The sequence below is a fragment of the Aeromonas sp. EU05-FHT14A05 genome (assembly GCF_058791175.1).
Genome location: NZ_JBYTDH010000001.1, coordinates 673,421 through 694,032 on the forward strand (window position 1 = coordinate 673,421; position 20,612 = coordinate 694,032).

The 20,612-nt window shown below is 65.5% G+C and carries 17 protein-coding genes; 4 read left to right on the forward strand and 13 right to left on the reverse strand.

Translation table 11 applies throughout. From position 1 onward, the window contains the following. Positions 1–31: 31 nt before the first annotated feature. The 4 genes from AC3WR3_RS02865 to AC3WR3_RS02880 form a co-directional block, all read right to left on the reverse strand. Positions 32–1,684: a cation acetate symporter gene (locus tag AC3WR3_RS02865; protein WP_492291096.1), complete on the reverse strand. Its 1,653-nt coding sequence runs from the start codon at positions 1,682–1,684 to the stop codon at positions 32–34. Beyond that, positions 1,681–1,992, reverse strand: a complete 312-nt coding sequence (locus AC3WR3_RS02870) for a DUF485 domain-containing protein (RefSeq protein WP_139439389.1) — start codon at positions 1,990–1,992, stop codon at positions 1,681–1,683. The genes AC3WR3_RS02865 and AC3WR3_RS02870 overlap by 4 nt, the downstream gene beginning before the upstream one ends. A 107-nt stretch (positions 1,993–2,099) precedes the next feature. After that, positions 2,100–2,726: a 3'-5' exonuclease gene (locus AC3WR3_RS02875; protein ID WP_492291097.1), complete on the reverse strand. Its 627-nt coding sequence runs from the start codon at positions 2,724–2,726 to the stop codon at positions 2,100–2,102. 2 nt (positions 2,727–2,728) lie between these two features. Continuing rightward, a complete protein-coding gene (locus tag AC3WR3_RS02880) occupies positions 2,729–4,516 on the reverse strand; it encodes a putative nucleotidyltransferase substrate binding domain-containing protein (protein ID WP_492291098.1) in 1,788 nt (595 codons plus the stop codon). 160 nt (positions 4,517–4,676) lie between these two features. Here AC3WR3_RS02880 and AC3WR3_RS02885 point away from each other — a divergent pair, with 160 nt between their 5' ends. Continuing rightward, on the forward strand, positions 4,677–5,483 hold the full coding sequence (locus AC3WR3_RS02885) for a crotonase/enoyl-CoA hydratase family protein (protein WP_202045414.1): 807 nt from the start codon (positions 4,677–4,679) through the stop codon (positions 5,481–5,483). Between the two features lie 72 nt (positions 5,484–5,555). Here the strand turns inward: AC3WR3_RS02885 and AC3WR3_RS02890 are convergent, their stop codons facing one another. Further along, positions 5,556–7,055 (reverse strand): alanine/glycine:cation symporter family protein, encoded by a 1,500-nt coding sequence (locus AC3WR3_RS02890; RefSeq protein ID WP_139439385.1) that lies wholly within the window; start codon positions 7,053–7,055, stop codon positions 5,556–5,558. 310 nt (positions 7,056–7,365) lie between these two features. Here AC3WR3_RS02890 and AC3WR3_RS02895 point away from each other — a divergent pair, with 310 nt between their 5' ends. Continuing rightward, positions 7,366–7,797, forward strand: coding sequence for a GNAT family N-acetyltransferase (locus AC3WR3_RS02895; protein ID WP_202045416.1), 432 nt, complete (start codon positions 7,366–7,368; stop codon positions 7,795–7,797). Between the two features lie 19 nt (positions 7,798–7,816). Then, a complete protein-coding gene (locus AC3WR3_RS02900) occupies positions 7,817–8,626 on the forward strand; it encodes a M90 family metallopeptidase (RefSeq protein ID WP_492291099.1) in 810 nt (269 codons plus the stop codon). Positions 8,627–8,709: 83 nt separating this feature from the next. On the opposite strand, the gene AC3WR3_RS02905 is transcribed toward AC3WR3_RS02900, so the two are convergent. Continuing rightward, on the reverse strand, positions 8,710–9,306 hold the full coding sequence (locus AC3WR3_RS02905; protein WP_005315399.1) for an acetate uptake transporter: 597 nt from the start codon (positions 9,304–9,306) through the stop codon (positions 8,710–8,712). Positions 9,307–9,642: 336 nt separating this feature from the next. On the opposite strand from AC3WR3_RS02905, the gene AC3WR3_RS02910 reads away from it, so the two are divergent. After that, positions 9,643–9,804, forward strand: a complete 162-nt coding sequence (locus AC3WR3_RS02910; RefSeq protein WP_492291100.1) for a hypothetical protein — start codon at positions 9,643–9,645, stop codon at positions 9,802–9,804. A gap of 219 nt (positions 9,805–10,023) precedes the next feature. On the opposite strand, the gene AC3WR3_RS02915 is transcribed toward AC3WR3_RS02910, so the two are convergent. The 7 genes from AC3WR3_RS02915 to AC3WR3_RS02945 all read right to left on the reverse strand — a co-directional run bounded on the left by AC3WR3_RS02915 (position 10,024) and on the right by AC3WR3_RS02945 (position 20,338). After that, on the reverse strand, positions 10,024–12,927 hold the full coding sequence (locus AC3WR3_RS02915; RefSeq protein ID WP_492291101.1) for a DUF748 domain-containing protein: 2,904 nt from the start codon (positions 12,925–12,927) through the stop codon (positions 10,024–10,026). Between the two features lie 304 nt (positions 12,928–13,231). After that, positions 13,232–13,645, reverse strand: coding sequence for a MerR family transcriptional regulator (locus AC3WR3_RS02920; RefSeq protein WP_492291102.1), 414 nt, complete (start codon positions 13,643–13,645; stop codon positions 13,232–13,234). Positions 13,646–13,717: 72 nt separating this feature from the next. Continuing rightward, on the reverse strand, positions 13,718–14,689 hold the full coding sequence (locus tag AC3WR3_RS02925) for a hydroxymethylglutaryl-CoA lyase (protein WP_492291103.1): 972 nt from the start codon (positions 14,687–14,689) through the stop codon (positions 13,718–13,720). After that, positions 14,686–16,647: an acetyl/propionyl/methylcrotonyl-CoA carboxylase subunit alpha gene (locus tag AC3WR3_RS02930; protein ID WP_492291104.1), complete on the reverse strand. Its 1,962-nt coding sequence runs from the start codon at positions 16,645–16,647 to the stop codon at positions 14,686–14,688. Before AC3WR3_RS02930 ends, AC3WR3_RS02925 begins: the two co-directional genes overlap by 4 nt. Then, positions 16,644–17,498 (reverse strand): enoyl-CoA hydratase-related protein, encoded by an 855-nt coding sequence (locus AC3WR3_RS02935; protein WP_492291105.1) that lies wholly within the window; start codon positions 17,496–17,498, stop codon positions 16,644–16,646. Before AC3WR3_RS02935 ends, AC3WR3_RS02930 begins: the two co-directional genes overlap by 4 nt. Before the next feature lie 10 nt (positions 17,499–17,508). Beyond that, positions 17,509–19,134: a carboxyl transferase domain-containing protein gene (locus tag AC3WR3_RS02940; RefSeq protein ID WP_492291106.1), complete on the reverse strand. Its 1,626-nt coding sequence runs from the start codon at positions 19,132–19,134 to the stop codon at positions 17,509–17,511. A 55-nt stretch (positions 19,135–19,189) separates the two neighbouring features. Next, on the reverse strand, positions 19,190–20,338 hold the full coding sequence (locus AC3WR3_RS02945; protein WP_265437502.1) for an isovaleryl-CoA dehydrogenase: 1,149 nt from the start codon (positions 20,336–20,338) through the stop codon (positions 19,190–19,192). Positions 20,339–20,612: the final 274 nt, after the last annotated feature.

Consider the following 20,612-nt stretch of genomic DNA (forward strand, 5'->3'; position numbering starts at 1 on the left):
GCCTGGGCCGGCTTGGGGGAGTCAGACAAGTTTAGTGGGCGGAGGCGCCGGAGGCACCGAGCCCGGTCTGGGAGCGGACGAATTGCGGGAAGAACTTCGCATGCTCGTCGGAGGCGTTCTGGGACTTGTCGGTGACCGAGAAGAACCAGATCCCGATGAAGGCCAGCGCCATGGAGAAGAGCGCCGGGTACTCGTAGGGGAAGATCGCCTGGGCATGGCCCAGTACCTTCACCCACACGGTCGGGCCCAGGATCATCAGGGTCACGGCGCTGATGAGGCCCAGCCAGCCACCATAGACGGCGCCGCGGGTGGTGAGGCGGGACCAGAACATGGAGAGGAAGAGCACCGGGAAGTTGCAGCTCGCCGCGATGGAGAAGGCCAGGCCCACCATGAAGGCGATGTTCTGCTTCTCGAACAGTATGCCCAGACCGATGGCCACCACTCCCAGCACTAGCGTGGTCATCTTGGAGACGCGCAGCTCGTCGGCTTCGTTGGCCTTGCCTTCCTTGATGACGCAGGCATAGAGGTCGTGGGAGACCGCAGAGGCGCCCGCCAGGGTCAGCCCGGCGACCACGGCGAGTATGGTGGCGAAGGCCACGGCAGAGATGAAGCCGAGGAACAGGCTGCCACCCACGGCGTCGGCCAGATGGACGGCCGCCATGTTGGTGCCCCCCAGCAGGGCACCGGTGGCGTCCTTGAAGTCCGGGTTGGTGCTGACCAGCAGGATGGCACCGAAGCCGATGATGAAGGTCAGGATGTAGAAGTAGCCGATGAAGCCGGTGGCATAGAACACCGATTTACGGGCTTCCTTGGCGTCGCTCACGGTGAAGAAGCGCATCAGGATATGGGGCAGACCGGCGGTGCCGAACATCAGGGCCAGTCCAAGGGAGATGGCGGAGATGGGGTCGGCGACCAGGCCACCCGGACTCATGATGGCGGCGCCATTGGCATGGACCTTGACCGCTTCGCTGAACAGGGCGCCGATATCGAAGTTGACGGACTTCATCACCATGATGGCCATGAAGGAGGCGCCGGAGAGCAGCATGACCGCCTTGATGATCTGCACCCAGGTGGTGGCCAGCATGCCGCCGAACAGCACGTAGAGCACCATCAGGATACCGACCAGCACCACGGCCACATGGTATTGCAGGCCGAACAGCAGCTCGATCAGCTTGCCGGCACCCACCATCTGGGCAATGAGGTAGAGGGCGACCACCACCAAGGAGCCGCTGGCGGAGAGGCTGCGCACCGAGGTCTGCTTGAGGCGGTAGGAGGCCACGTCGGCGAAGGTGTACTTGCCGAGGTTGCGCAGCCGCTCCGCGATCAGGAACAGTATGATGGGCCAGCCTACCAGGAAGCCGATGGAGTAGATGAGGCCGTCATAGCCCGAGGTGTAGACCAGGGCGGAGATGCCGAGGAAGGAGGCGGCGGACATGTAGTCGCCGGCGATGGCCAGACCGTTCTGGAAGCCGGTGATGCGCCCGCCGGCGGCATAGTAGTCGGAGGCCGAGCGGTTGCGCTTGGAGGCCCAGTAGGTGATGAAGAGGGTGGCGGCCACGAAGGCCACGAACATCACGATGGCCGAGATGTTGAGGGGCTGGCGTTGCACCTCGCCGGTCAGCGCATCGGCCGCCAGCAGGGGAGTGGACAACAGGCTGCCGAGCAGCAGAGACTTGCCTTTCATGATTGCACTCCCTTGAGGATCTTCTGGTTCAGCTCGTCAAACTCGCCGTTGGCCCGGAATACATAGACGCCGGTCAGCACGAAGGAGGCGACGATGAGGCCCACGCCAACCGGGATGCCGCGGGTGATGCTGGAGCCGTCGCTGAGCGGGGTGCCAAGCCAGCCCGGGGCGAAGGCGATGAGCAGGATGAACGCCAGGTAGAGCCCCAGCATCAGGATGGAGAGGGTCCAGGCGAAGCGCTGGCGTTTGCTGACCAGCTCCTGGAAGTTGGGATCTTGCTGGATCCTCAGATAGCGTTGCTGTTCCATTGCAGTTCTCCGTGACGGTTGTGTCAGCTGTGATTGAAGGGTGTCCCTACCGAGCAGGAGACCTGCTCATGTAAGCAAAATGTGAATTAAATGTTATTTTCGGGCAATTAGACTTTGGGATAAGCCAGCGGGCCGCCCTGATGCAGGCGCAGGAAGATGAGGGCGGCGGCGGTGGCGTCACTCAGGGCGTCGTGAAGGGGCAGGGGCGGCAACCCCAGATGCTGGCAGATGGCGGCCAGATGCAGGTCGATGACGGCATCGGGATAGCGCCGAAAGAGCTGGTCGTGATAGAGCCGGCTCACCTCTATGCCACGCTGGGGCAGGGTGAGCCCCCAGTGCCGCTGGCAGGCCAGATTGAGGATCCGCAAGTCATAGGCGATGTGGTAGCCCACCAGTTCGCGGGGGCCGATGAAGGCCAGCAGCAGACGCAGCGCGGCTTCCAGCGCCATTCCTTGCTGCAGATCCTGATGGCGCAGGCCGTGGATCACCACGGAGTGCGCGCTCAGGCTGGCCGGTGGTTGCACCCTGATGTTGAGGGCCTCGCCGATCAGCACCCGGTTGCCCTGGATGCGCACCGCTCCGATTGAGACGATCTCCGCCTTGGCGGGATCCAGGCTGGTGGTCTCGAAATCGAGCGCCACCCACTCCTCCTCGGGGGGCGTCGCAAAGAGCGGGGCAAACTCCCCGTCCCGGAAGGCTCTACCCAGCCAATGACGTTGCCAGCGGCGCCACATGCCTATTGCCTAAGACGAAAGTGCAAGGTGAGCCACTGCTGGAACTTTTTCACCTGATGCAGGGCATGGCGCAGCAGATCCCTCTCCCCGTGCGCGAGTTCGCCAACTTGTACCCGGCTGTCGCCATCCTTGAGCTGGCTACGCAGCCGCAGCCGCACAAACAGCCGGAAGGCTTCCGCCAGGTTGGCGCCATAGTCGGGGCTGAGGCGCCCCGCGGCCACCAGGGCGTCGATCCGTCCCTGGGTCGAGGTCTCCAGCACTTCTGCCTCCAGGGCCAGCACCCGCAGGCCGTGTACCAGGGGGAAGAGGCCGCCGCGCTTGAGATCCAGCCCCTCGGGGGCCTGCTCCAGCCGGCCAAAGAGGGTGAGGGGGGTGTGAAAGGCGACCGCCGCCCGGGCCATCTCCGCCAGCAGATCCGGCCGGTCGGCCAGGCACTTTCTCAGGTGGCGGGCGAGGGGGGCGAGCAGAGGGCGATCCCCCATGATGGCCTGGGCATCGGCCAGGGTGGCGAGCCACAGCAGATCGGCCTCGCTGGCGCGCACACAGGCCTGCTCTATCTCATCCTGCCACTGGCGGGCTCCCTTGACCCACTCCGGGTTGCTGACCATCACCTTCCCCGGGCAGGGGGGGTAGCCGAGGCGCGCGAGCAGGGCGCTGAAGGCGGCCAGATCGGCCTGCCGATCTGGCCAATGCAGGCCATCCGGCAGGATCAGGGCGTTGTCCTGATCGGTCTTCTGGATCTGCTCGCCGCGCCCCTCAGAGCCCAGCATCAGCAGGCACACCTGCTCCTGCACCTCGGGGGGGATCACCAGGGCGAAGGCCTTGGCGATCAACTGCTCGTTGATGGTGGCGATGAGCTTCATCAGAAACAGGGTATGGATCCCCTGGGCAAACAGGGTGCGGATGAGTTGCTGCTGCTCCCGGGCCACCGCCTCCAGGGCCCCCTGGCTGTCCGCCCGGGCGATGCGCAGGGTCAGCACATGGGAGTGGGCGGAGAAGAGCCCCAGCACCTGGGTCAGGTGCAGCACTCCCGCCACCTCCTGCCCCTGCCAGATGACCAGCCGCTTGATGCGGTGACGGGTCATCAGCAGCAGGGCATCGAACAGATAGCTGCCTTGCGTCAGGCCGATCAGCGGTGCCGGGGTCAGCACCGCCAGGGTTGCCGTCAGGGGCAGCCCCTTGAGGGTCAGGGCGTGGAGCAGGGTCTTGCGGGTGGCCAGGCTCAGGCTGCCGTCGGCGGCGGGATAGAGCAGGCAGTCGGTGCCCCGGCTGGCCATGGCTTCGCTGGCGGCGAGCAGGGTCGTCTGGCTGTCGAGCTGCAGGGGCGGCTGCAGGTGGCCGGGGTCGATGCGGGTCAGGATAAATTCCGCCAGGTTCTGTTGTCCGAGCTGGCCGCGGCGCTCCTGCTCTCGCTGACGCTCGGCCAGGGTCGCGGTGAAATAGTGTGCGAAGGGAGGGTGCGCGTCGCACAGCCCCTGGAAGGTATCGCGGGGGATCAGCTGGCAGAGGGTGTCTTCCAGGGCGCTGAAGCGATGGCGGCAGCGGCCGTCGAACTGGGCGCGCACGTCGAACATGTCCCCCACGCCATAGTCGCCGAAGGGCTGGTGGGGCGCCGACTCCTCCACCGCGCCCTTGATGACGAGGTAGAGGCCGGCGGGCTCATCCCCCGGCTGTTGCACCGTCTGGCCGGCGCGGAAGTAGCAGATGCTGAGGCGCTGGCCGAGTCGTTCACGGGCCGCCTCGCCCAGGCAGTCAAAGGGCGGACGGGCAAAATCGAACAGGAGTGACATGACAATTCTCGGCCTGTGGGCATGGGGCCAGTCTGGCAAAGGGGCCAGGGCGGGGCCAGCCGACTTTAGTCGCAGAGCCGGGCTGGCCTCCCTGTACCTGCCGATAACACTCTGGTAACGTTGTGGTATGACCAGTGTCGGCACAAGGAAGAGGAAGGAAATGGACAAGCCAAGGATCAGATGCGAGATCCGGGACGGCATCGCCGAGGTGATGCTGACCCGGGGGGACAAGCTCAATGCCCTGGACAGGGCCATGTTCGGCGCCATCGACGAGACGCTGACGCAGCTCGCGCAGCACAAGGGGCTGCGGGCGGTGATCCTGCACGGCGAGGGGCGGGCGTTCTGCGCCGGGCTGGATGTGAAATCCATGCTGAGGCAGCCGGTGGCTGCCCTGGAGATCTTGAGGCGCGAGGCGGATGAGGCGACCAACCTGGCCCAGCGGGTCGCCTATGGCTGGCACCAGTTGCCGGTGCCTGTGATCGCCGTGACCCAGGGGGTCTGTTTCGGCGGCGGTCTGCAGATAGCACTCGGGGCCGATTTTCGCTTCAGCACCCCGGATTGCCGCTTCTCGGTGATGGAGATCAAGTGGGGCATCATCCCCGACATGAGCGGCAGTGTCACCCTGCGCAATCTGATGGGGGTGGACACCGCCATGGAGCTGGCCATGAGCGGCCGCGAGCTGGATGCCCAGGAGGCACGGGCGCTCGGGCTGGTGAGCCGGGTCTGCGAGGATCCCCTCGACGCGGCGCGGGAGTTCGCCAGGACCTTGATCACCAAGTCGCCGGATGCACTGGCGGGGATCAAGCAGCTCTACCATCAGGCCTGGGCCCGCAGCGACGAGCTGATGCTAAAAGAGGAGACCCGGCTGCAGAAGCAGATCCTGGGGCGCCCCAACCAGTGGCGGGCAACCCTCAACAGCCTGTTTCGCTGGCGCCTGCCGTTCGGACCACGCCGCAACGCGCTCTAAGCCGCCGCGCCCTCAGGAGAGCACCAAATGAAAATGGCAGCCGAAGCTGCCATTTTGCATTGTGCCGTCTGATCACTTGGCAACGGAATCCGCATCCGGCTCGAACGGGTGACCAGATTGTTCCTGCTCCAGGTTTTGCTCGGAGCGACGGCCCGTCCAGTAGTCGGCGTTCTTGATGCCGAGTTTCTCCGGGTGGAATACGGGATCCAGCCCCAGGGCCTTTTGGGCCTCATAGTCCTTCAGGCAGGCGAAGGCGGGCTTTTGCAGCAGCAGTATGGCACCGATGTTGAGCCAGGCCATCAGGCCGACCCCGATGTCACCCAGACCCCAGGCCAGCTCGGCGGTCTTGACGGTGCCATAGACGGTGGAGGCCATCAGGGCCAGCTTCAGCAGGAAGGTGAGCCAGGGGCGGTTTATCTTGCGGTTGATGTAGGCGATGTTGGTCTCGGCGATGTAGTAGTAGGCCACTATGGTGGTGAACGCGAAGAAGAACAGCGCTATGGCGACGAAGTAGTTGCCAAAGCCTGGCATCATGCTCTCCATGGCGGTCTGCACATAACCGGGGCCGGCCGCGATGCCGGCGATGCCGGTATAGATGGCGGCACCGTCCGGACCCTGTACGTTGTACAGGCCGGTGATCAGCAGCATAAAGCCGGTGGCGGAGCAGACGAACAGGGTGTCGATGTAGACGGAGAACGCCTGCACCAGGCCCTGTTTGGCAGGGTGGCTCACCGCGGCGGCGGAGGAGGCGTGGGGGCCCGTGCCCTGTGCCGCTTCGTTGGAGTAGACGCCACGCTTGACGCCCCACATGATGGCCAGGCCCAGAATGGCACCGAAACCGGCTTCCATCCCGAAGGCGCTCTTCCAGATCAGCAGGATCACGCCAGGCAGCTGGCCGATGTTGAGGGCGATGATGACGCAGGCGACGATGATGTAGCCGAGCGCCATGAAGGGCACCACAGTACTGGCGAAGCTGGCGATGCGTTTCACGCCGCCGAAGATGATGAAGCCGAGCAGCAGCGCCAGACCGGCGGCGGTGACGTTGGGATCGATGTCAAAGGCGGTCTGCAGGCTGGAGCCGATGGAGTTCGCTTGCACCCCAGGCAGCAGCACGCCGCAGGCGAAGATGGTGGCGATGGCGAAGGTCCAGGCGTACCACTTCATGCCGAGCCCTTTCTCGATGTAGAAGGCCGGGCCGCCGCGGTACTCGCCGTTGATCTTCTCCTTGTAGACCTGGCCCAGGGTGGACTCCACGAAGGCGGAGCTGGCGCCGAGGAAGGCGACCATCCACATCCAGAACAGGGCGCCCGGGCCCCCGAAGGTGATGGCGGTGGCGACGCCGGCGATGTTGCCGGTACCGACCCGGCCGGCCAGGGTCATGGCCAGTGCCTGGAAGGAGGAGACGCCCGCATCCGTGCTCTTGCCATCAAACATCAGGCGCACCATCTCCTTGATGTGGCGCAGTTGCAGGAAACGGCTGCGCAGGGAGAAGTAGAGGCCCACCCCCAGGCACAGGTAGATGAGCGCTGGGCTCCAAATCACGCCATTGATGGCATTGACGATCTCATTCATGTACAACAACTCCTTTGTTGCGCTGTCTTGGCGAGGTCTGTGCCTCGCTCCCTTAACATTGAAATATGTGGTGACCAAGAGGGTCACTCAGTATTGTGCGGGACTTTCGACTGGTTAGTCCGCGGGTTTTAACATATCGGTTTGTATCGGCCCTTCCTAGTGAAAAGTGTTGTCACTTTGTTAATTTGTGAATTGACATTAACAAATGGTGCGTGGAACTGGACAAGATTCGGAACTTACCCATCAAGTGCATCTTTTCCAGAGCCAGGGGCCCGCAGGGCATAGTGCAAATAGGAGGCCAGGAGTGACAATGAGAGAAAATGACTGCACCATTCGTCTCGCGGAGCGGGGGGATGGCGCCCTGTTGTCGACGCTGTTCGCCCAGCTGGGCTATCCGACCCCGGGGGAGGAGGTGGACGGGCGGCTGGCCGAGCCGGATCCCGCCCGGGAGGTGCTGGTGGCCCTCCATCATGGGGAGATGGTCGGGGTGCTGGTATGGCATCGGCTGCAACCCATGCACCTTGCACCAGCCTGGGGCCTGATCTCGGCGCTGGTTATCGATGAAGGTGCAAGGGGCGGCGGCGTGGGTGCCCTGCTGCTGGCGGCGGCCGAGGCGCGGGCGCAGGCCTTGGGGTGCAGTCAGCTGGAGCTCTCCAGCAGCCTCAAGCGCGAGGGGGCTCACCGTTTCTACCTGGCGCAAGGGTATGGCGAGCGGCCGAAACGGTTCGTGAAATTATTCTGATGTGGCATGAGGAGTCTGTGTGTTCTGGTCCAGGTTGAAAGCGGTATTCGGTCTTGCATCCCCCGGGGAGCGTCATGTCCCCGAGGCGCTGGAGTGGCAGCAGGCCCTGGCGGCCGTGCCCATCTTGCAGGGCTTCTCCCACGATGAAGAGCAGCAGCTGATCGAACTGGCCCGCCACTTCCTCTCCCGCAAGACGCTGACCCAGATCGGGGTCGAGCTCACCCCCCGTCAGCAGGGAGTGCTGGCCCTGCAGGCTGTGCTGCCCATACTGCATCTTGGGCTGGAGTGGTATCGCGGCTTTCATGAGGTGATCATCATCCCCGAACCCGTTACCCGCCGCCAGGAGGTGCAGGACGAGTTTGGGCTGGTGAGCGAGTTTGAAGAGGAGAACGCCGGCGAGTCCTGGCCCCAGGGACCCCTGGTGCTGGCCTGGAGCGAGTTGCAGCAGGATGGGGACTGGGATGGTTTCAACCTGGTGATCCACGAGCTGGCGCACAAGCTCGACATGCTGGGGGGGGATGCAGACGGCGGGCCACCGCTCCCGAGCGGCATGGATCAGCGGCAATGGACCCAGGCGCTGCAGGACGCGTTCGATGAGATGAATGCCGCGCTGGCCAGGGGAGAGGTGACCCAGATAGACCCCTATGCCGCCACCCATCCCGCCGAGTTCTTCGCGGTGTGCAGCGAGAGCTTCTTCACCGAGCCCCTGCGTCTGAGGGCCGTCTATCCCGCCGTCTACGAGCAGCTCGCCCGCTTCTATGGTCAGCAGCCTGCCGCCCGCTTCCCGGCCACCCGATGGCTGGCAGGGGATGGCGAGCTGCACAGCTGACGGGCTCTATGCCTCGGCGACAGAAAAACAAAAGGCACCCGAGGGTGCCTTTTGCATGGGCGCGAGCGCCAGAGCGCGGCAGATTATGCGGCAGCCTTGAGCTGGACTGCGGCGGCTTTCTTGTGATCGCCGATGGGCAGCACGGTACGGCCGAACTGCTCGTTGATCACGGTGGCCATGGCCAGGTAGATGGCGCTGGCGCCGCAGATGATCCCTTCGAAACCGGCGATGGTGCCGATCAGGGTGCTGCCGGTGAAGTCACGGGCGGCCAGCAGGAAGAAGAGCACGGTCAGGGAGGCGAACACGAACTGCTTCACCCGCGGGAAGTTGACGGTGCCAACCAGCATGAAGAGGGTGAACATGCCCCACATCAGCAGGTACCAGCCCATGTAGGCGTGGGGAGTGGCTTCGGCCAGACCCATGGTCGGCATCACCAGCAGGAACACCAGGCTCCACCAGAAGGTGCCGTAGGAGATGAAGGCGGTGACACCGAAGGTGTTGCCACGCTTGAACTCCATGATGCCGGCGATGATCTGGGCCAGACCGCCATAGCACAGGCCCATGGCCAGGATCATGGCGCTGATGGGGAAGAAACCTGCGTTATGGATGTTCAGCAGAATGGTGGTCATACCGAAACCCATCAGACCCAGAGGGGCAGGGTTGGCCAATTTTTCGCTCACGTGGCGTTCTCCAAAAATAGAGGTGGGGGTTGATAAAAGACGCGCGATTTTAGGCAGGCTCTCGGCCCTGAGCAAGGGGGTGAGGAGGCTAAATGGTAAAAAAATGACAGGAAATTTTAAGTGACCAACCATTCGTGCCATTCAGGTAGACGACAGGTGAATAGATAACGTTTTCAATGTTGCTTTTTTGTATGAAAGGCACCCGAAATGAAAGCGGGCAACGAAAGGCGCGTCTGCGGCTATGACCGGGTTGCGGGCCCACCGCGCGCTGGAACAAGCGATGTCGGGTTGAAAATTCATCTCATATGCCATCAGACAAGAGGTGTTCAGCACCACTTGATCAACTGGAACCCTCTGCTGATTGACGGCACAGCCCCGACGCCAGGCAGGGGCGTGGTGCTGGGCCCGAGCCAGGAGATCGGCCAGCGAAGCCGGGAAGCCACCTTCAGGAAGCACGGCTACAAGGACGGCGCGCATATCAGCCGCCAACCGGCCTGAGGGGAAGCGCAGGTTCACGGAGGTGCTGGCCTGGGTGGGAGCGCCGGATTTTCCACCCTCCCTGGGCTGGTGTCTGGTCACAAGGGATGGTGCAGGGCCAGGGGCCTGCGGTTCGCAAGGAAGCAAGCAAAGAGGCGAGCAGAGAAGGGAGCAGAAAGAGGGGCTGAGGGCGCGAGCCAGAGGGGGGAAATCCCCCCTTCCCGGGGCCATCATCGCGGCTCAGTTGTCCAGGGTGAGGACCACCTTGGCCTCCTTGTCGCTCTCCTTGACCTGGCTGTCGAGCACGAACAGGCGATCCGGCGTGATGCCCTGGGTATCGACCAGGTACTCCTTGGTGTTCTGGGCCCGGCGCATGGCGAGGTTGCGCAGGGACTTGGCGGTGATCAGCTGCTGGTCCCGCAGCAGGATCACCGCCTGGGTGCGCAGGGCCGGGCTCTGGGCCGGGAGCGCCAGGCGATCGGCCAGGGTGCCGAAGTTTTCGCTGAACTTGGCCTCATAGGCCTCGGCCAGGGCACCCTGCAGGGCGGGATCCTGCTCCAGCAGGGCGAGATCCACCGGGTTGCCGGTGATCTTGGCCAGCACCCGCTCCAGCTTCTGGCGCTGCAGGATGGGGCGCTCCTCGTTGAAGTTGACCTTGCCGCGGATGTTCATGCTGAGCCTGGGCCTCTCTTTCAGTGCCTGAGCCAGGGTGGTCAGCTTGCTCTGCTGGCTCGGGGTGAGGGCGGGATCGCCGGGCAGGAAGGGGAGCTCATCGAGATCCTTGGTGCCCCCTGTCAGGGACGCCAGCAGGGAGAAGGGGGAGGTGATGGCCTTGCTCAAGGTGTTGCCGAGCACATCCCAGAAGATGTTGCCCAGGCTGAAATCCGGCTGATCCAGGTTGCCTTTCACCTTGAGGTTCATCTTGATGACGCCGCTGGCGTCGCTCAGCAGCGCGATGGCGAGCCCGAGGGGCAGATCCCTGGCCTGCTCGCTTTTGACCTTCTCGCCGAGTTGCAGCTTCTTGATGGTGATGTCGTTGTCCCCCTCCAGCCGGTTGCCCTGCAACTTGTAGTTGAGCTTCATGGAGAGCTGTCCCTTGTCGATGGCGTAGCCGGCATAGGTGCTGGAGTAGGGGGTGAAGGTGGTGAGCTCCAGGTTGTTGAAGGCCACGGCGACGTCGAGCACGGGATCCTCGATCAGCAGGTTGGCGCCCCCCTTGATGGTCACCGGGGCGTATCTGTCCACCTTGCCGTTGAAGTCGAGCTCGGAGCGCTGCCCCGGGACATTGGTGATGTGGCGGCTCTGGCCCGCGAGGGAGGCGATGTCCACCACGAACTCCGGGCTCAGGCTGCGATCGGCGAAACGCAGGTTGCCCTGGGTGGTGCGGACCTGATCGATGAGGATGTGCGGGGCGGGCGCGCTCTGCTTGCTGGCCGGTTGCGGCAGCAGCAACTGCTGGACGTTGGTGACGCCCTCCTCATTGATCTCGATGCGGGCGAAGGGCTTGCTCAGCAGGATGTCGGCTATCTTCAGCTGCTGGCTGATGCCGTCATAGTGCAGTCCGCTCAGTTGCAGCTTCTCTATCTGCAGCAGTCGCTGGTTGTCGGCCCGATCCAGCACGTTGAGCCCCTCGATGTCGAGCCCGCCGCTCAGCGCCAGCTTGCTGAGGGCCCCCTTGTCATCGGTGGCAAGGTCCAGCTTGGTGCGGCTGGCGAGCCGGCCGTCCCGCACGCTGATGCGCAGCAGATCCTGCAGGTAGGGCTGGGCCAGGGTGAGCGGCAGGCCCTGCTGCTTGAGGGTGCCGTTCAGGGCGAAGGGGCCAAGACCCAGGGTGCCATCAAAGGCCAATGTCGCCTGGGGAGGGAGTGTGCCGGTCAGGGTGAGGGGGCTACTCTGGCCGGGCTGGCTGCCGAGGGGCCCCAGGGTGAGCTCCAATCCCGAGAGCTCCCGCAGCAGGGGCTTGCCGCTGCTGGACTCGGTCAGCTTGAGCGCCCCCTGGCTGATGCGGGTCTCTTTGAGCTGCCAGCGCCAGGGCTTGCTCGCTGTCGGCTGTTTGGTCGCCGCTGTGGCGCCGGGCGGCGAGATCAGCAGCGCGGCCAGGTCCAGTTGCTGCTTCTCATCGAGCACGGCGGTGACGGCGGGGCCCTTGAGGGTGAGGGTGCCGAGTTCGAGGCTCTGCTTGCTGCCATCGACCCGGATCCCGGTCAGGGCCAGCTGGTTGAAGCGGGCAAATTCGCCGCCCTTTGCCCTCTTGAGCTGCCAGTTGACCAGGGTCAGCCTGCCCTTGGCGATCTGCCATGCCAGCCCCTGCTTGCCGGACGTGAGCCGGTACGCCAGCTCGGCGCTGGCCTCGCCCCTGGCCAGTGTGGCCTTGACATAGGGGGCCCAGAGCGGGGAGAAGGGGGCGAGGGCAACCTTGCCGAGGCTGAGCTGCCCCTTGCCGGCCCGTGTCAGGATGTTGAATTCACCGTCGGCCTTGAGGGGGCTCTTCTCATTGAGGGTCGCACTCAACCGATAGCGGTTGAGGGCCGACGGCGTGCTGGAAAAATCGGGTAGCTGCAGGGCTATCTTGCCGAGGGTGAGAGGCGGCAGCCAGCCCGGGCTGCGCTGCTTGCGGCTATCGCGGTAGTGGAATTGCCCCTGGACCAGGGCCAGCTTGCCGATGCTTACCACCAGGGGCTCGCCGGTGGATGGCGCCGGTTCCCTGCTCTGCAGGGCGTCGAGCAGGGGGGTCAGGGCCTCGGTCAGGTTGAAACTGGCCTCTCCCTTGTTATCCGCCAGGCGCACCAGGCTCACCCTGGGGGTGGTCAGGGTCACCTCCTCCAGCACCAGTGCTCTCTGGCGCCAGCTCGCTTTCAAGGCGGGAATGACCTTCAGCTCTTCGAACGACACCAGTGGCTGCTGCCGCTCATCGAGCAGGGCGCTGGGCCCCAGCACGAGGGAGGGGGAGCGCAACCCGACCTCTATCTTTCCCAGGGTGAGCTGCAGCCCATAATGGGTGGCGAGCCAGCCCGGCAGGTGGCGCTGGATGAGGTTGGGGGCTTGCCAGAGCAAGATGGTGACGCAGATGAGCAAGAGCGCGACAAGATAGAGGGCGTAACGCAACAGGCGAGCGGGCAGAGGCTTGAGCATGATGGTCTCCATTGGATGCGCACATGGTAGCAATTAATCGCCGTTCGATCATGGTATGGCTCTCGGGCTGCGCCTTACTCTGTCCGGGTTAGCTGAATTATCGAGCAAGGCTCGGCCTCCCGCGCCAGGTCGGGACTCTTTTTGGCCGAGCGGCCTTCTTGCTGTTCGGGACGGGGGGATTGAGCCGTCGGCAGCCTTTAGCGCCGACTCGGGTGGGCGGCGCAGGCCAGCGGGGTGTGCGGCGACAGGCCTTGAGAGCAGGGGATCCTTGTCAGGGCCATGGCTTGCTTCGGGGGCGAGCGGCCCCCAGCGCCCGTCAATCCGCGTCTGTCTTCAAGCCGCCGAGGGAGTGGATGCAGCGCTGCTCGGCGGCATCGAGCTCGGCCATCACCATCTGGATGTCTTCGAGCTGCTGGCGCAGGGAGTGGCGCCGCACCTCGATGAGCTGGATCATGGAGTGCAGCTGCATCCGGCTCGAGCGGTCGGTGTCATACATGTCGAACAGCTCGCGGATCTCCGCCAGGCTGAAGCCGAGCCGCTTGCCACGCAGGGTCAGTTTCAGGCGGATCCTGTCCTTGTGGCTGTAGATGCGGGTCTGCCCCTCCCGGGCCGGGGTGATCAGCCCCTCGTCCTCGTAGTAGCGGATGGTGCGCGGGGTGATGTCGAACTCCTGGGCCAGCTCGGAGATGCTGTAGGTTCTCTCCTTGCCGCAGAAACTGCCGCCTCTCATGGCCTGATCCTGCATGGGTCAACCTCCAGACATGACGACATGCTGCCGCTCTTCTCCCCGGCGGGGGCGCTTTCAGGGGTCATGGCACTCTCCTTGTGCTATCTCATCGAGTCCAGGCTGCAGCTCTCTGGCCCTGGCGTGGAGCGCCTGCCCGACCCGCGAGCCGTTGGGGCGGCCGAGCTGCTCGCTCACCCACTGACCGGTGGCGGCCAGCCTGTCGAGGTTCACCCCCGTGCTCATGCCAAGGCCGTGCAGCAGATAGACCACCTCCTCCGAGGCGACGTTGCCGGAGGCCCCGGGGGCATAGGGGCAGCCACCCAGCCCCGCTACCGAGCAGTCTATGGTGCGGATGCCGCGCTCGAGCGCCGGCAGCAGGTTGGCCAGCCCCTGGCCATAGGTGTCGTGAAAGTGCACCGCGAGCCGGCCGGCCGGCACTTCGTGCAGCACCGCATCCAGCATGGGGGCTACGGTGCCCGGGGTGCCTGTCCCTATGGTGTCGCCGAGGGAGATCTCGTGGCAGCCGAGATCCAGCAGCCGCTCGGCCAGGGCGGCGACCCGTTTCGGGCGGGTCGGGCCGTCATAGGGGCAGGCGATGACGGTGGAGAGGTAACCCCGCACCTTGATGCCGAGGCGGCGTGCCTCCGTCACCAGAGGGGCGAAGCGGATCAGTGACTCTTCGACGGCGATGCCGATGTTGGCGCGGGTGAAGCCGTCTGAGCAGGCGGTGAAGAGGCCAATCTCGTCGACCCTGGCATGGATTGCGGCCTGCAAGCCCTGCAAATTGGGCACCAGGGCGCCGTAGCGGGTCGCGCCCTTGCGGGGCAGCGCCTTGAACAGTTCGGCGGAGTCCGCCATCTGTGGCACTCGCTTCGGGGAGACGAAGGCCCCCACCTCGATCCGTTGCAGGCCGCTCTCGGCGAGACGGTTGATCAATGTCAGCCGCTGCGCCAACGACAACAGGCGGGGTTCGTTCTGCAGCCCATCCCGGGGCCCCACCTCCACCAGGCTGACCCTGTCGACGGGGGTGCCATGCTCCTTGCTCATGCTGCACCTCCCTCGGCGTTCTCTGCGTTCGGGTCGGCAAAGTGCACCAGCACGGCGCCCTGGCATACCTGCTCCCCCTGGTGGCAGGAGAGGGCGGTGATCACCCCCTCCTTGTCTGCTTTCAAGACGTGTTCCATCTTCATCGCCTCCAGTACCAGCAGGGGCTGCCCCTTGCCGACGGGTTGCCCGACCTCGACCAGCAGCGCTACCACGATGCCGTGCATGGGGGCCACGGCGCCCTGGGCCCCGTCGTGATCATGATGCGGCCTGTGGCGCCGATCATCGGCGGCGAAGGGAATGCGCCTGCCATCCAGTTGCAGCACGAAGGCGCCCTCTGCCGCCGGGGTGACGGGGCAGCGCACCCAGCGGCCCGCCCGCTGCAGGCGGACAAAATCAGTGCCGAGCTCACAGGGGCAGGTTTCCCCCTGCCATGTGAGCAGACCGGCGCGCTCGGCCAGGGTCAGCACCCGGGCCTCCTCGCCGATCCGCACCGCCGCCGTCAGGCACCTGCTCTCGCCCAGCCGAAAACCGGGGGCCTGCTGCCAGGGGGAGGGGCCGGTGCGACTGGCGAGCCAGAGGGTGGCCAGCGGCCAGGCGAGGTCCGGTATGGCCAGCGAGTCGGTCGGAATGGGCCACTGGGTGTGGTGCGCCATGGCCAGCACCTCCGGCTCCTCGCACAGGCGCAGCAGCAGCGGGCCGTTGTGCACCAGGGGGCCTAGACTCAGGGCCGCCAGGGCATCGGCCAGCCTGGCGAAGGCCTCGGCGCGGCTCTGACCGTGGGCGATCAGCTTGGCGATCATGGGATCGTAATAGGGGCTCACCTCATCGCCGGCGGCGACCCCGGTGTCGATGCGTACCCCCTGTGGCCAGTGGAGCCACTGGATGGGGCCGCTGGCGGGCAAGAAGCCTGCGCCGACGTCCTCGGCGTAGAGGCGCGCCTCCACCGCATGGCCGCCCAGCACCACCTCCTCCTGGCTGAGCGGCAGCGGCTGGCCCTCGGCGACCGCCAGCTGCCAGGCCACCAGATCCTGGCCGGTGACGGCCTCGGTGACCGGGTGCTCCACCTGCAGCCGGGTGTTCATCTCCATGAAGAAGAACTCATCCTCGCACAGCAGAAACTCTATGGTGCCGGCCCCCACATAGTCGATGGCCCGGGCGGCGGCCACGGCGGCCTCGCCCATGGCGCGGCGAAGCGCCGGGGCTATGTTGGGGGCGGGGGCCTCTTCGATCACCTTCTGGTGGCGGCGCTGCAAGGAGCAGTCCCTGTCCCCCAGGTAGATGGCGTTGCCCAGGGTATCGGCGAAGATCTGCACCTCTACATGGCGGGCCCGGGGGAGGTAGCGCTCGAGCAGCACCCTGTCATCCCCGAAGGCGGCCAGGGCTTCCCGTTTCACCGCCGCCAGGGCGGCGTCAAACTCGTCTATCTGCTCGACCCGGCGCATCCCCTTGCCGCCGCCGCCGCTGGCGGCCTTGATAAGAAGCGGAAAGCCGACCTGGTGCGCCTGATCACGCAACAAGGCCGGCGTCTGATCCGCGCCGTGATAGCCGGGCAGCACGGGGACGCCGGCCGCCTGCATCAGTGCCTTGGCGCCGGATTTGTCCCCCATGGCGAGGATGGCGGCGCCGCTCGGGCCGATAAAGCGCAGCCCCTGTTGCGCACAGGCGCTGGCAAAGTCGCTGTTCTCCGACAGAAAACCGTAGCCGGGGTGCACGGCGTCGGCCCCGGCCTCGCGGGCCATTGTCAGCACCCTGGCGGCGTCGAGGTAGCTCTCCCGCGCCGGGGCCGGTCCCAGATGCCAGGCCTCGTCGGCTTCCCGCACGTGCATGGCACGGGCGTCGGCGTCCGAGTAGAGGGCTATGGTGTGAATGCCGAGGCGGCGGGCGGTCCGGATGATGCGCACTGCGATCTCGCCTCTATTGGCGATCAGCAGGCGTTTGATGGGCTGGTATTGAGTCATGTCTCATCCTTGAAACGGGGGCGCCAGTTGGGGGGGCGCTTGTCGAAGAAGGCCTGCATTCCCTCCTGGGCTTCGAGTCCGACCCGTACCCGGGCTATGGTCTCGACGGTTATCTCTTCGTGTTGATGGCCGGGCTGGTGCTCGATGGCAGCCAGCAGCCGCTTGGTCTCCTTCATCGCCTCCGGGCCGTTGCGGCAAAGACGCATTCCCAAGGCCTGCCCTTCGAAGAGCAGCGTCTCCGGCGCACAGAGCCGGTGCGCCACGTTGAGGCGGCAGGCGGTGATGGCATCGAAGGGCTCGGCGCTCAGCATGTAGCGGCGGGCCTGGCGCATCCCCATGGCGCGCACCACATAGGGGCTGATCACCGCAGGCACCAGTCCCAGGCTCACCTCTGAGAGGCAGAAGCGGGCGTCCTCGCTGGCCAGCACTATGTCACAGGCACAGAGGAGGCCGAGCGCTCCGCCATAGGCCGCTCCCTGCACCAGGGCCACGGTGGGGAAGGGCAGCTCGTCCAGGGCTTGCATCAGCCTGGCCAGCACCCGGGCATCCTCCCGGTTCTTTTCAAACGAGCCGGGATCGAAGTCGCCCTGAAGCTGGTTGCGCATCCAGTTGAGATCGGCGCCAGCGCAAAAGTGCCTGCCCTCTGCCCGCAGCAGCAGGACATGGGGGCGTTCGGCCAGGGGCTGGCCGTGGCGATGGGCCAGATCCCCCAGGCAATCGAGCAGCTCCTGCATCAGATCGGCATCGAGGGCGTTGTGGCGGGCGGGGCGTGCCAGCACCAGCTCAACCAGCGGACCGTGGCGCTCAAGCCGGCAGCCGGCCAGGGGGTCATTGCACAGTGGATCGGACATGTCGAACTCCTTACATCCTGAAGATGCCGTACTGTTCCGGGCCGGTCGCGGCCCCCTGGCAGGCGGCCAGTGCCAGGGCCAGCACGGTGCGACTCTGGGCGGGATCGATGACGCCGTCATCCCAGAGCCTGGCGCTGGCGTAGTAGGGGTGCCCCTGGCGTTCATACTGCGCGATGACGGGGGCGCGGATGGCGTCCGCCTCCTGCTCCCCCAGGGTCTTGCCGTCGGCCGCCAGCTTGTCCCGGCGTACCTGCACCAGCACGTTGGCCGCCTGCTCGCCCCCCATGACGGAGATGCGGCTGCCCGGCCAGCTGAACAGAAAGTCGGGCTCATAGGCGCGGCCGCACATGCCGTAGTTACCGGCGCCGAAGCTGCCCCCGACGATCAGGGTGAGCTTGGGCACCCGGCTGCAGGCGACGGCGGTGACCAGCTTGGCGCCGTGCTTGGCGATGCCTTCTCGCTCGGCGGCACTGCCCACCATAAAGCCGGTGATGTTCTGCAGGAACAGCAGGGGAATGGCGCGCTTGTTGCACAGCTGGATGAAGTGGGCCCCTTTCTGGGCGCTGTCGCTGTGGAGCACGCCGTTGTTGGCGAGGATCCCCACGGGCATGCCCTGGATGCGGGCAAACCCGGTGACGAGCGTGGTGCCGAACAGCGCCTTGAACTCGTCAAACTCGGAGCCGTCCACCAGGCGGGCGATGAGCTCCCGGGCGTCATAGGGGCGCTTGAGGCTGGTGCCCACCAGGCCGTAGAGCTCCTCCACGGGGTAGAGGGGCTCCTCGTAGCCGTAGCTTGGGTGGCACCCAGGCAAGCCCGAGGCTGGCATGCGGTTTTCCCCCAGATTGCTCACCAGGGTGCGGGCGATGGCCAGGGCATGGGCGTCGTCCTCGGCCAGGTGGTCTGCTACCCCGGAGTGGGCGCAGTGCACCAGGGCGCCCCCCAGGGCCTCGGCGCTGATCTCCTCGCCGGTGGCCGCCTTGACCAGGGGCGGGCCCGCCAGAAAGATGGTGGCCTGTTCCCTGACCATGATGGATTCATCCGCCATGGCGGGCACATAGGCGCCCCCTGCGGTGCACAGCCCCATCACCACGGCGAGCTGGGGGATGTTCTGGGCCGACATGCGGGCCTGGTTGTAGAAGATGCGGCCAAAGTGCTCCCGGTCGGGGAACACCTCGTCCTGCATGGGGAGGAAGGCGCCGCCGGAATCCACCAGATAGAGGCAGGGGAGGCGCAGCCGCTCGGCGATGGCCTGGGCCCGCAGGTGCTTTTTCACCGTGAGCGGGTAGTAGGTCCCCCCCTTGACGGTGGCGTCGTTCACCACCAGCAGGCAGAGCCGGCCCGCAATCTGGCCTAGCCCCGTGATGATGCCGGCGGCGGGCACAGCTTCCTCATAGACCTGCCAGGCGGCCAGCGCCGAGAGCTCGAGGAAGGGGGAGCCCGGGTCCAGCAGCCGATTGATGCGCTCCCGGGGCAGCAGCTTGCCGCGCCCCTGATGGCGGGCATTGTTGGCCGCGCCGCCGCCCTGGGCTATCTCGGCGAGGCGGGCATCGAGATCGGCCACCAGGGCCTGCATGGCGGCCCGATTGGCGGCAAACTCGGCGCTGGTGGTATCCAGGCGGGAGTGGATCTGGCTCATGGGTTCTCTCCCATCTGGTTGTTGTTGCCGATGGCAGGTGACAAAGGGAGCAGCATCATGCGTTATCTCCCATCAGCTCGCGGCCGATGAGCCAGCGGCGGATCTCCGAGGTGCCGGCCCCTATCTCGTAGAGCTTGGCGTCCCGCAGCAGGCGGCCCGTGGGGTATTCGTTGATATAGCCGTTGCCGCCGAGCAGCTGGATGGCATCGAGCGCCATCTGGGTGGCGTTCTCGGCGGCAAAGAGGATGGCGGCGGCGCAATCCTTGCGGCTGGTGTGGCCCTTGTCGCAGGCGCTTGCCACCGAATAGACCAGGGCGCGGCTGCTGGCGAGGCGGGTATACATGTCGGCGAGCTTGCCCTGCACCAGCTGGAACTCCCCGATGGCCTGACCGAACTGCTTGCGCTCGCGCACATAGGGGAGCACCACGTCCATGCAGGCCTGCATGATGCCAAGGGGGCCAGCGGCCAGCACCACCCGCTCGTAATCGAGGCCACTCATCAGCACCCGGGCCCCGCCGTGCAGGGCGCCGAGCAGGTTCTCTGCCGGCACGGCGCAGTGGTCGAACACCAGCTCGCAGGTGCTGGAGCCGCGCATCCCGAGCTTGTCGAGCTTCTGGGCCGTGGTGAATCCCGGGGTGCCCGCCTCGACGATGAAGGCGGAGATCCCCTTGGCCCCGGCGGCCGGATCCGTCTTGGCATAGATGACGAAGGTGTCCGCATCCGGGCCGTTGGTGATCCACATCTTGTTGCCGTTCAGCACGAAGTGATCTCCCTCGCGCACTGCGGTGAGGCGCATGCTGACCACGTCTGAGCCGGCTCCCGGCTCGCTCATGGCCAGCGCCCCCACGTGCCTGCCACTGACCAGATCAGGCAAATAGCGGGCCTTCTGATCAGGGGTGCCGTGGCGGTGGATCTGGTTGATGCAGAGGTTGGAGTGGGCGCCGTAGGAGAGGCCGACCGAGGCGCTGGCGCGGCTCACCTGCTCCATCACCAGCACATGGGCCAGATAGCCGAGGCCCACCCCCTCATACTCTTCCGCCACCGTGATGCCGTGCAGTCCGAGCTCACCCATCTTTGGCCAGAGATCGCGGGGGAAGGCGTTGCTCTGGTCAATCTCGGCGGCGCGCGGTGCTATCACTTGTTGGCAGAAGGCCTCGACCTGTTCGGTCAGGGCGCGGAGGGTTTCATCCATCAGGGCATGCATCCTTGCTCTCCTTGGTCTCTGGTGCTCACCCGTCTCGCGCCTCCGAAGCGGAGGGAAACTGGTCAGTCCATTCGTGATTTAAGTTTACGTTAGCGTAAACGTAAATGAGTTGTTAGTCTAAGGTAAATTCGTTGAGTGCCGACTGCAAGGGGCATACCCCCGAGCGGGCAAACGCAAGGAGCGAGCAAGATGATCAGCGAGTGCATCCGGTCTGCCGGTCTGCCTGAGGGGCGCCGGCACAGTGCCGGCCAACGGGCAGCCAAGGAGAGTGCGG

What these genes read in the sequence shown, in the direction of transcription:
- AC3WR3_RS02865 (WP_492291096.1), bottom strand. Translation starts at nt 1,684, where the DNA reads ATGAAAGGCAAGTCTCTGCTGCTCGGCAGCCTGTTGTCCACTCCCCTG.
- AC3WR3_RS02870 (WP_139439389.1), bottom strand. Translation starts at nt 1,992, where the DNA reads ATGGAACAGCAACGCTATCTGAGGATCCAGCAAGATCCCAACTTCCAG.
- AC3WR3_RS02875 (WP_492291097.1), bottom strand. Translation starts at nt 2,726, where the DNA reads ATGTGGCGCCGCTGGCAACGTCATTGGCTGGGTAGAGCCTTCCGGGAC.
- AC3WR3_RS02880 (WP_492291098.1), bottom strand. Translation starts at nt 4,516, where the DNA reads ATGTCACTCCTGTTCGATTTTGCCCGTCCGCCCTTTGACTGCCTGGGC.
- AC3WR3_RS02885 (WP_202045414.1), top strand. Translation starts at nt 4,677, where the DNA reads ATGGACAAGCCAAGGATCAGATGCGAGATCCGGGACGGCATCGCCGAG.
- AC3WR3_RS02890 (WP_139439385.1), bottom strand. Translation starts at nt 7,055, where the DNA reads ATGAATGAGATCGTCAATGCCATCAATGGCGTGATTTGGAGCCCAGCG.
- AC3WR3_RS02895 (WP_202045416.1), top strand. Translation starts at nt 7,366, where the DNA reads ATGAGAGAAAATGACTGCACCATTCGTCTCGCGGAGCGGGGGGATGGC.
- AC3WR3_RS02915 (WP_492291101.1), bottom strand. Translation starts at nt 12,927, where the DNA reads ATGGAGACCATCATGCTCAAGCCTCTGCCCGCTCGCCTGTTGCGTTAC.
- AC3WR3_RS02920 (WP_492291102.1), bottom strand. Translation starts at nt 13,645, where the DNA reads ATGAGAGGCGGCAGTTTCTGCGGCAAGGAGAGAACCTACAGCATCTCC.
- AC3WR3_RS02925 (WP_492291103.1), bottom strand. Translation starts at nt 14,689, where the DNA reads ATGAGCAAGGAGCATGGCACCCCCGTCGACAGGGTCAGCCTGGTGGAG.
- AC3WR3_RS02930 (WP_492291104.1), bottom strand. Translation starts at nt 16,647, where the DNA reads ATGACTCAATACCAGCCCATCAAACGCCTGCTGATCGCCAATAGAGGC.
- AC3WR3_RS02935 (WP_492291105.1), bottom strand. Translation starts at nt 17,498, where the DNA reads ATGTCCGATCCACTGTGCAATGACCCCCTGGCCGGCTGCCGGCTTGAG.
- AC3WR3_RS02940 (WP_492291106.1), bottom strand. Translation starts at nt 19,134, where the DNA reads ATGAGCCAGATCCACTCCCGCCTGGATACCACCAGCGCCGAGTTTGCC.
- AC3WR3_RS02945 (WP_265437502.1), bottom strand. Translation starts at nt 20,338, where the DNA reads ATGCATGCCCTGATGGATGAAACCCTCCGCGCCCTGACCGAACAGGTC.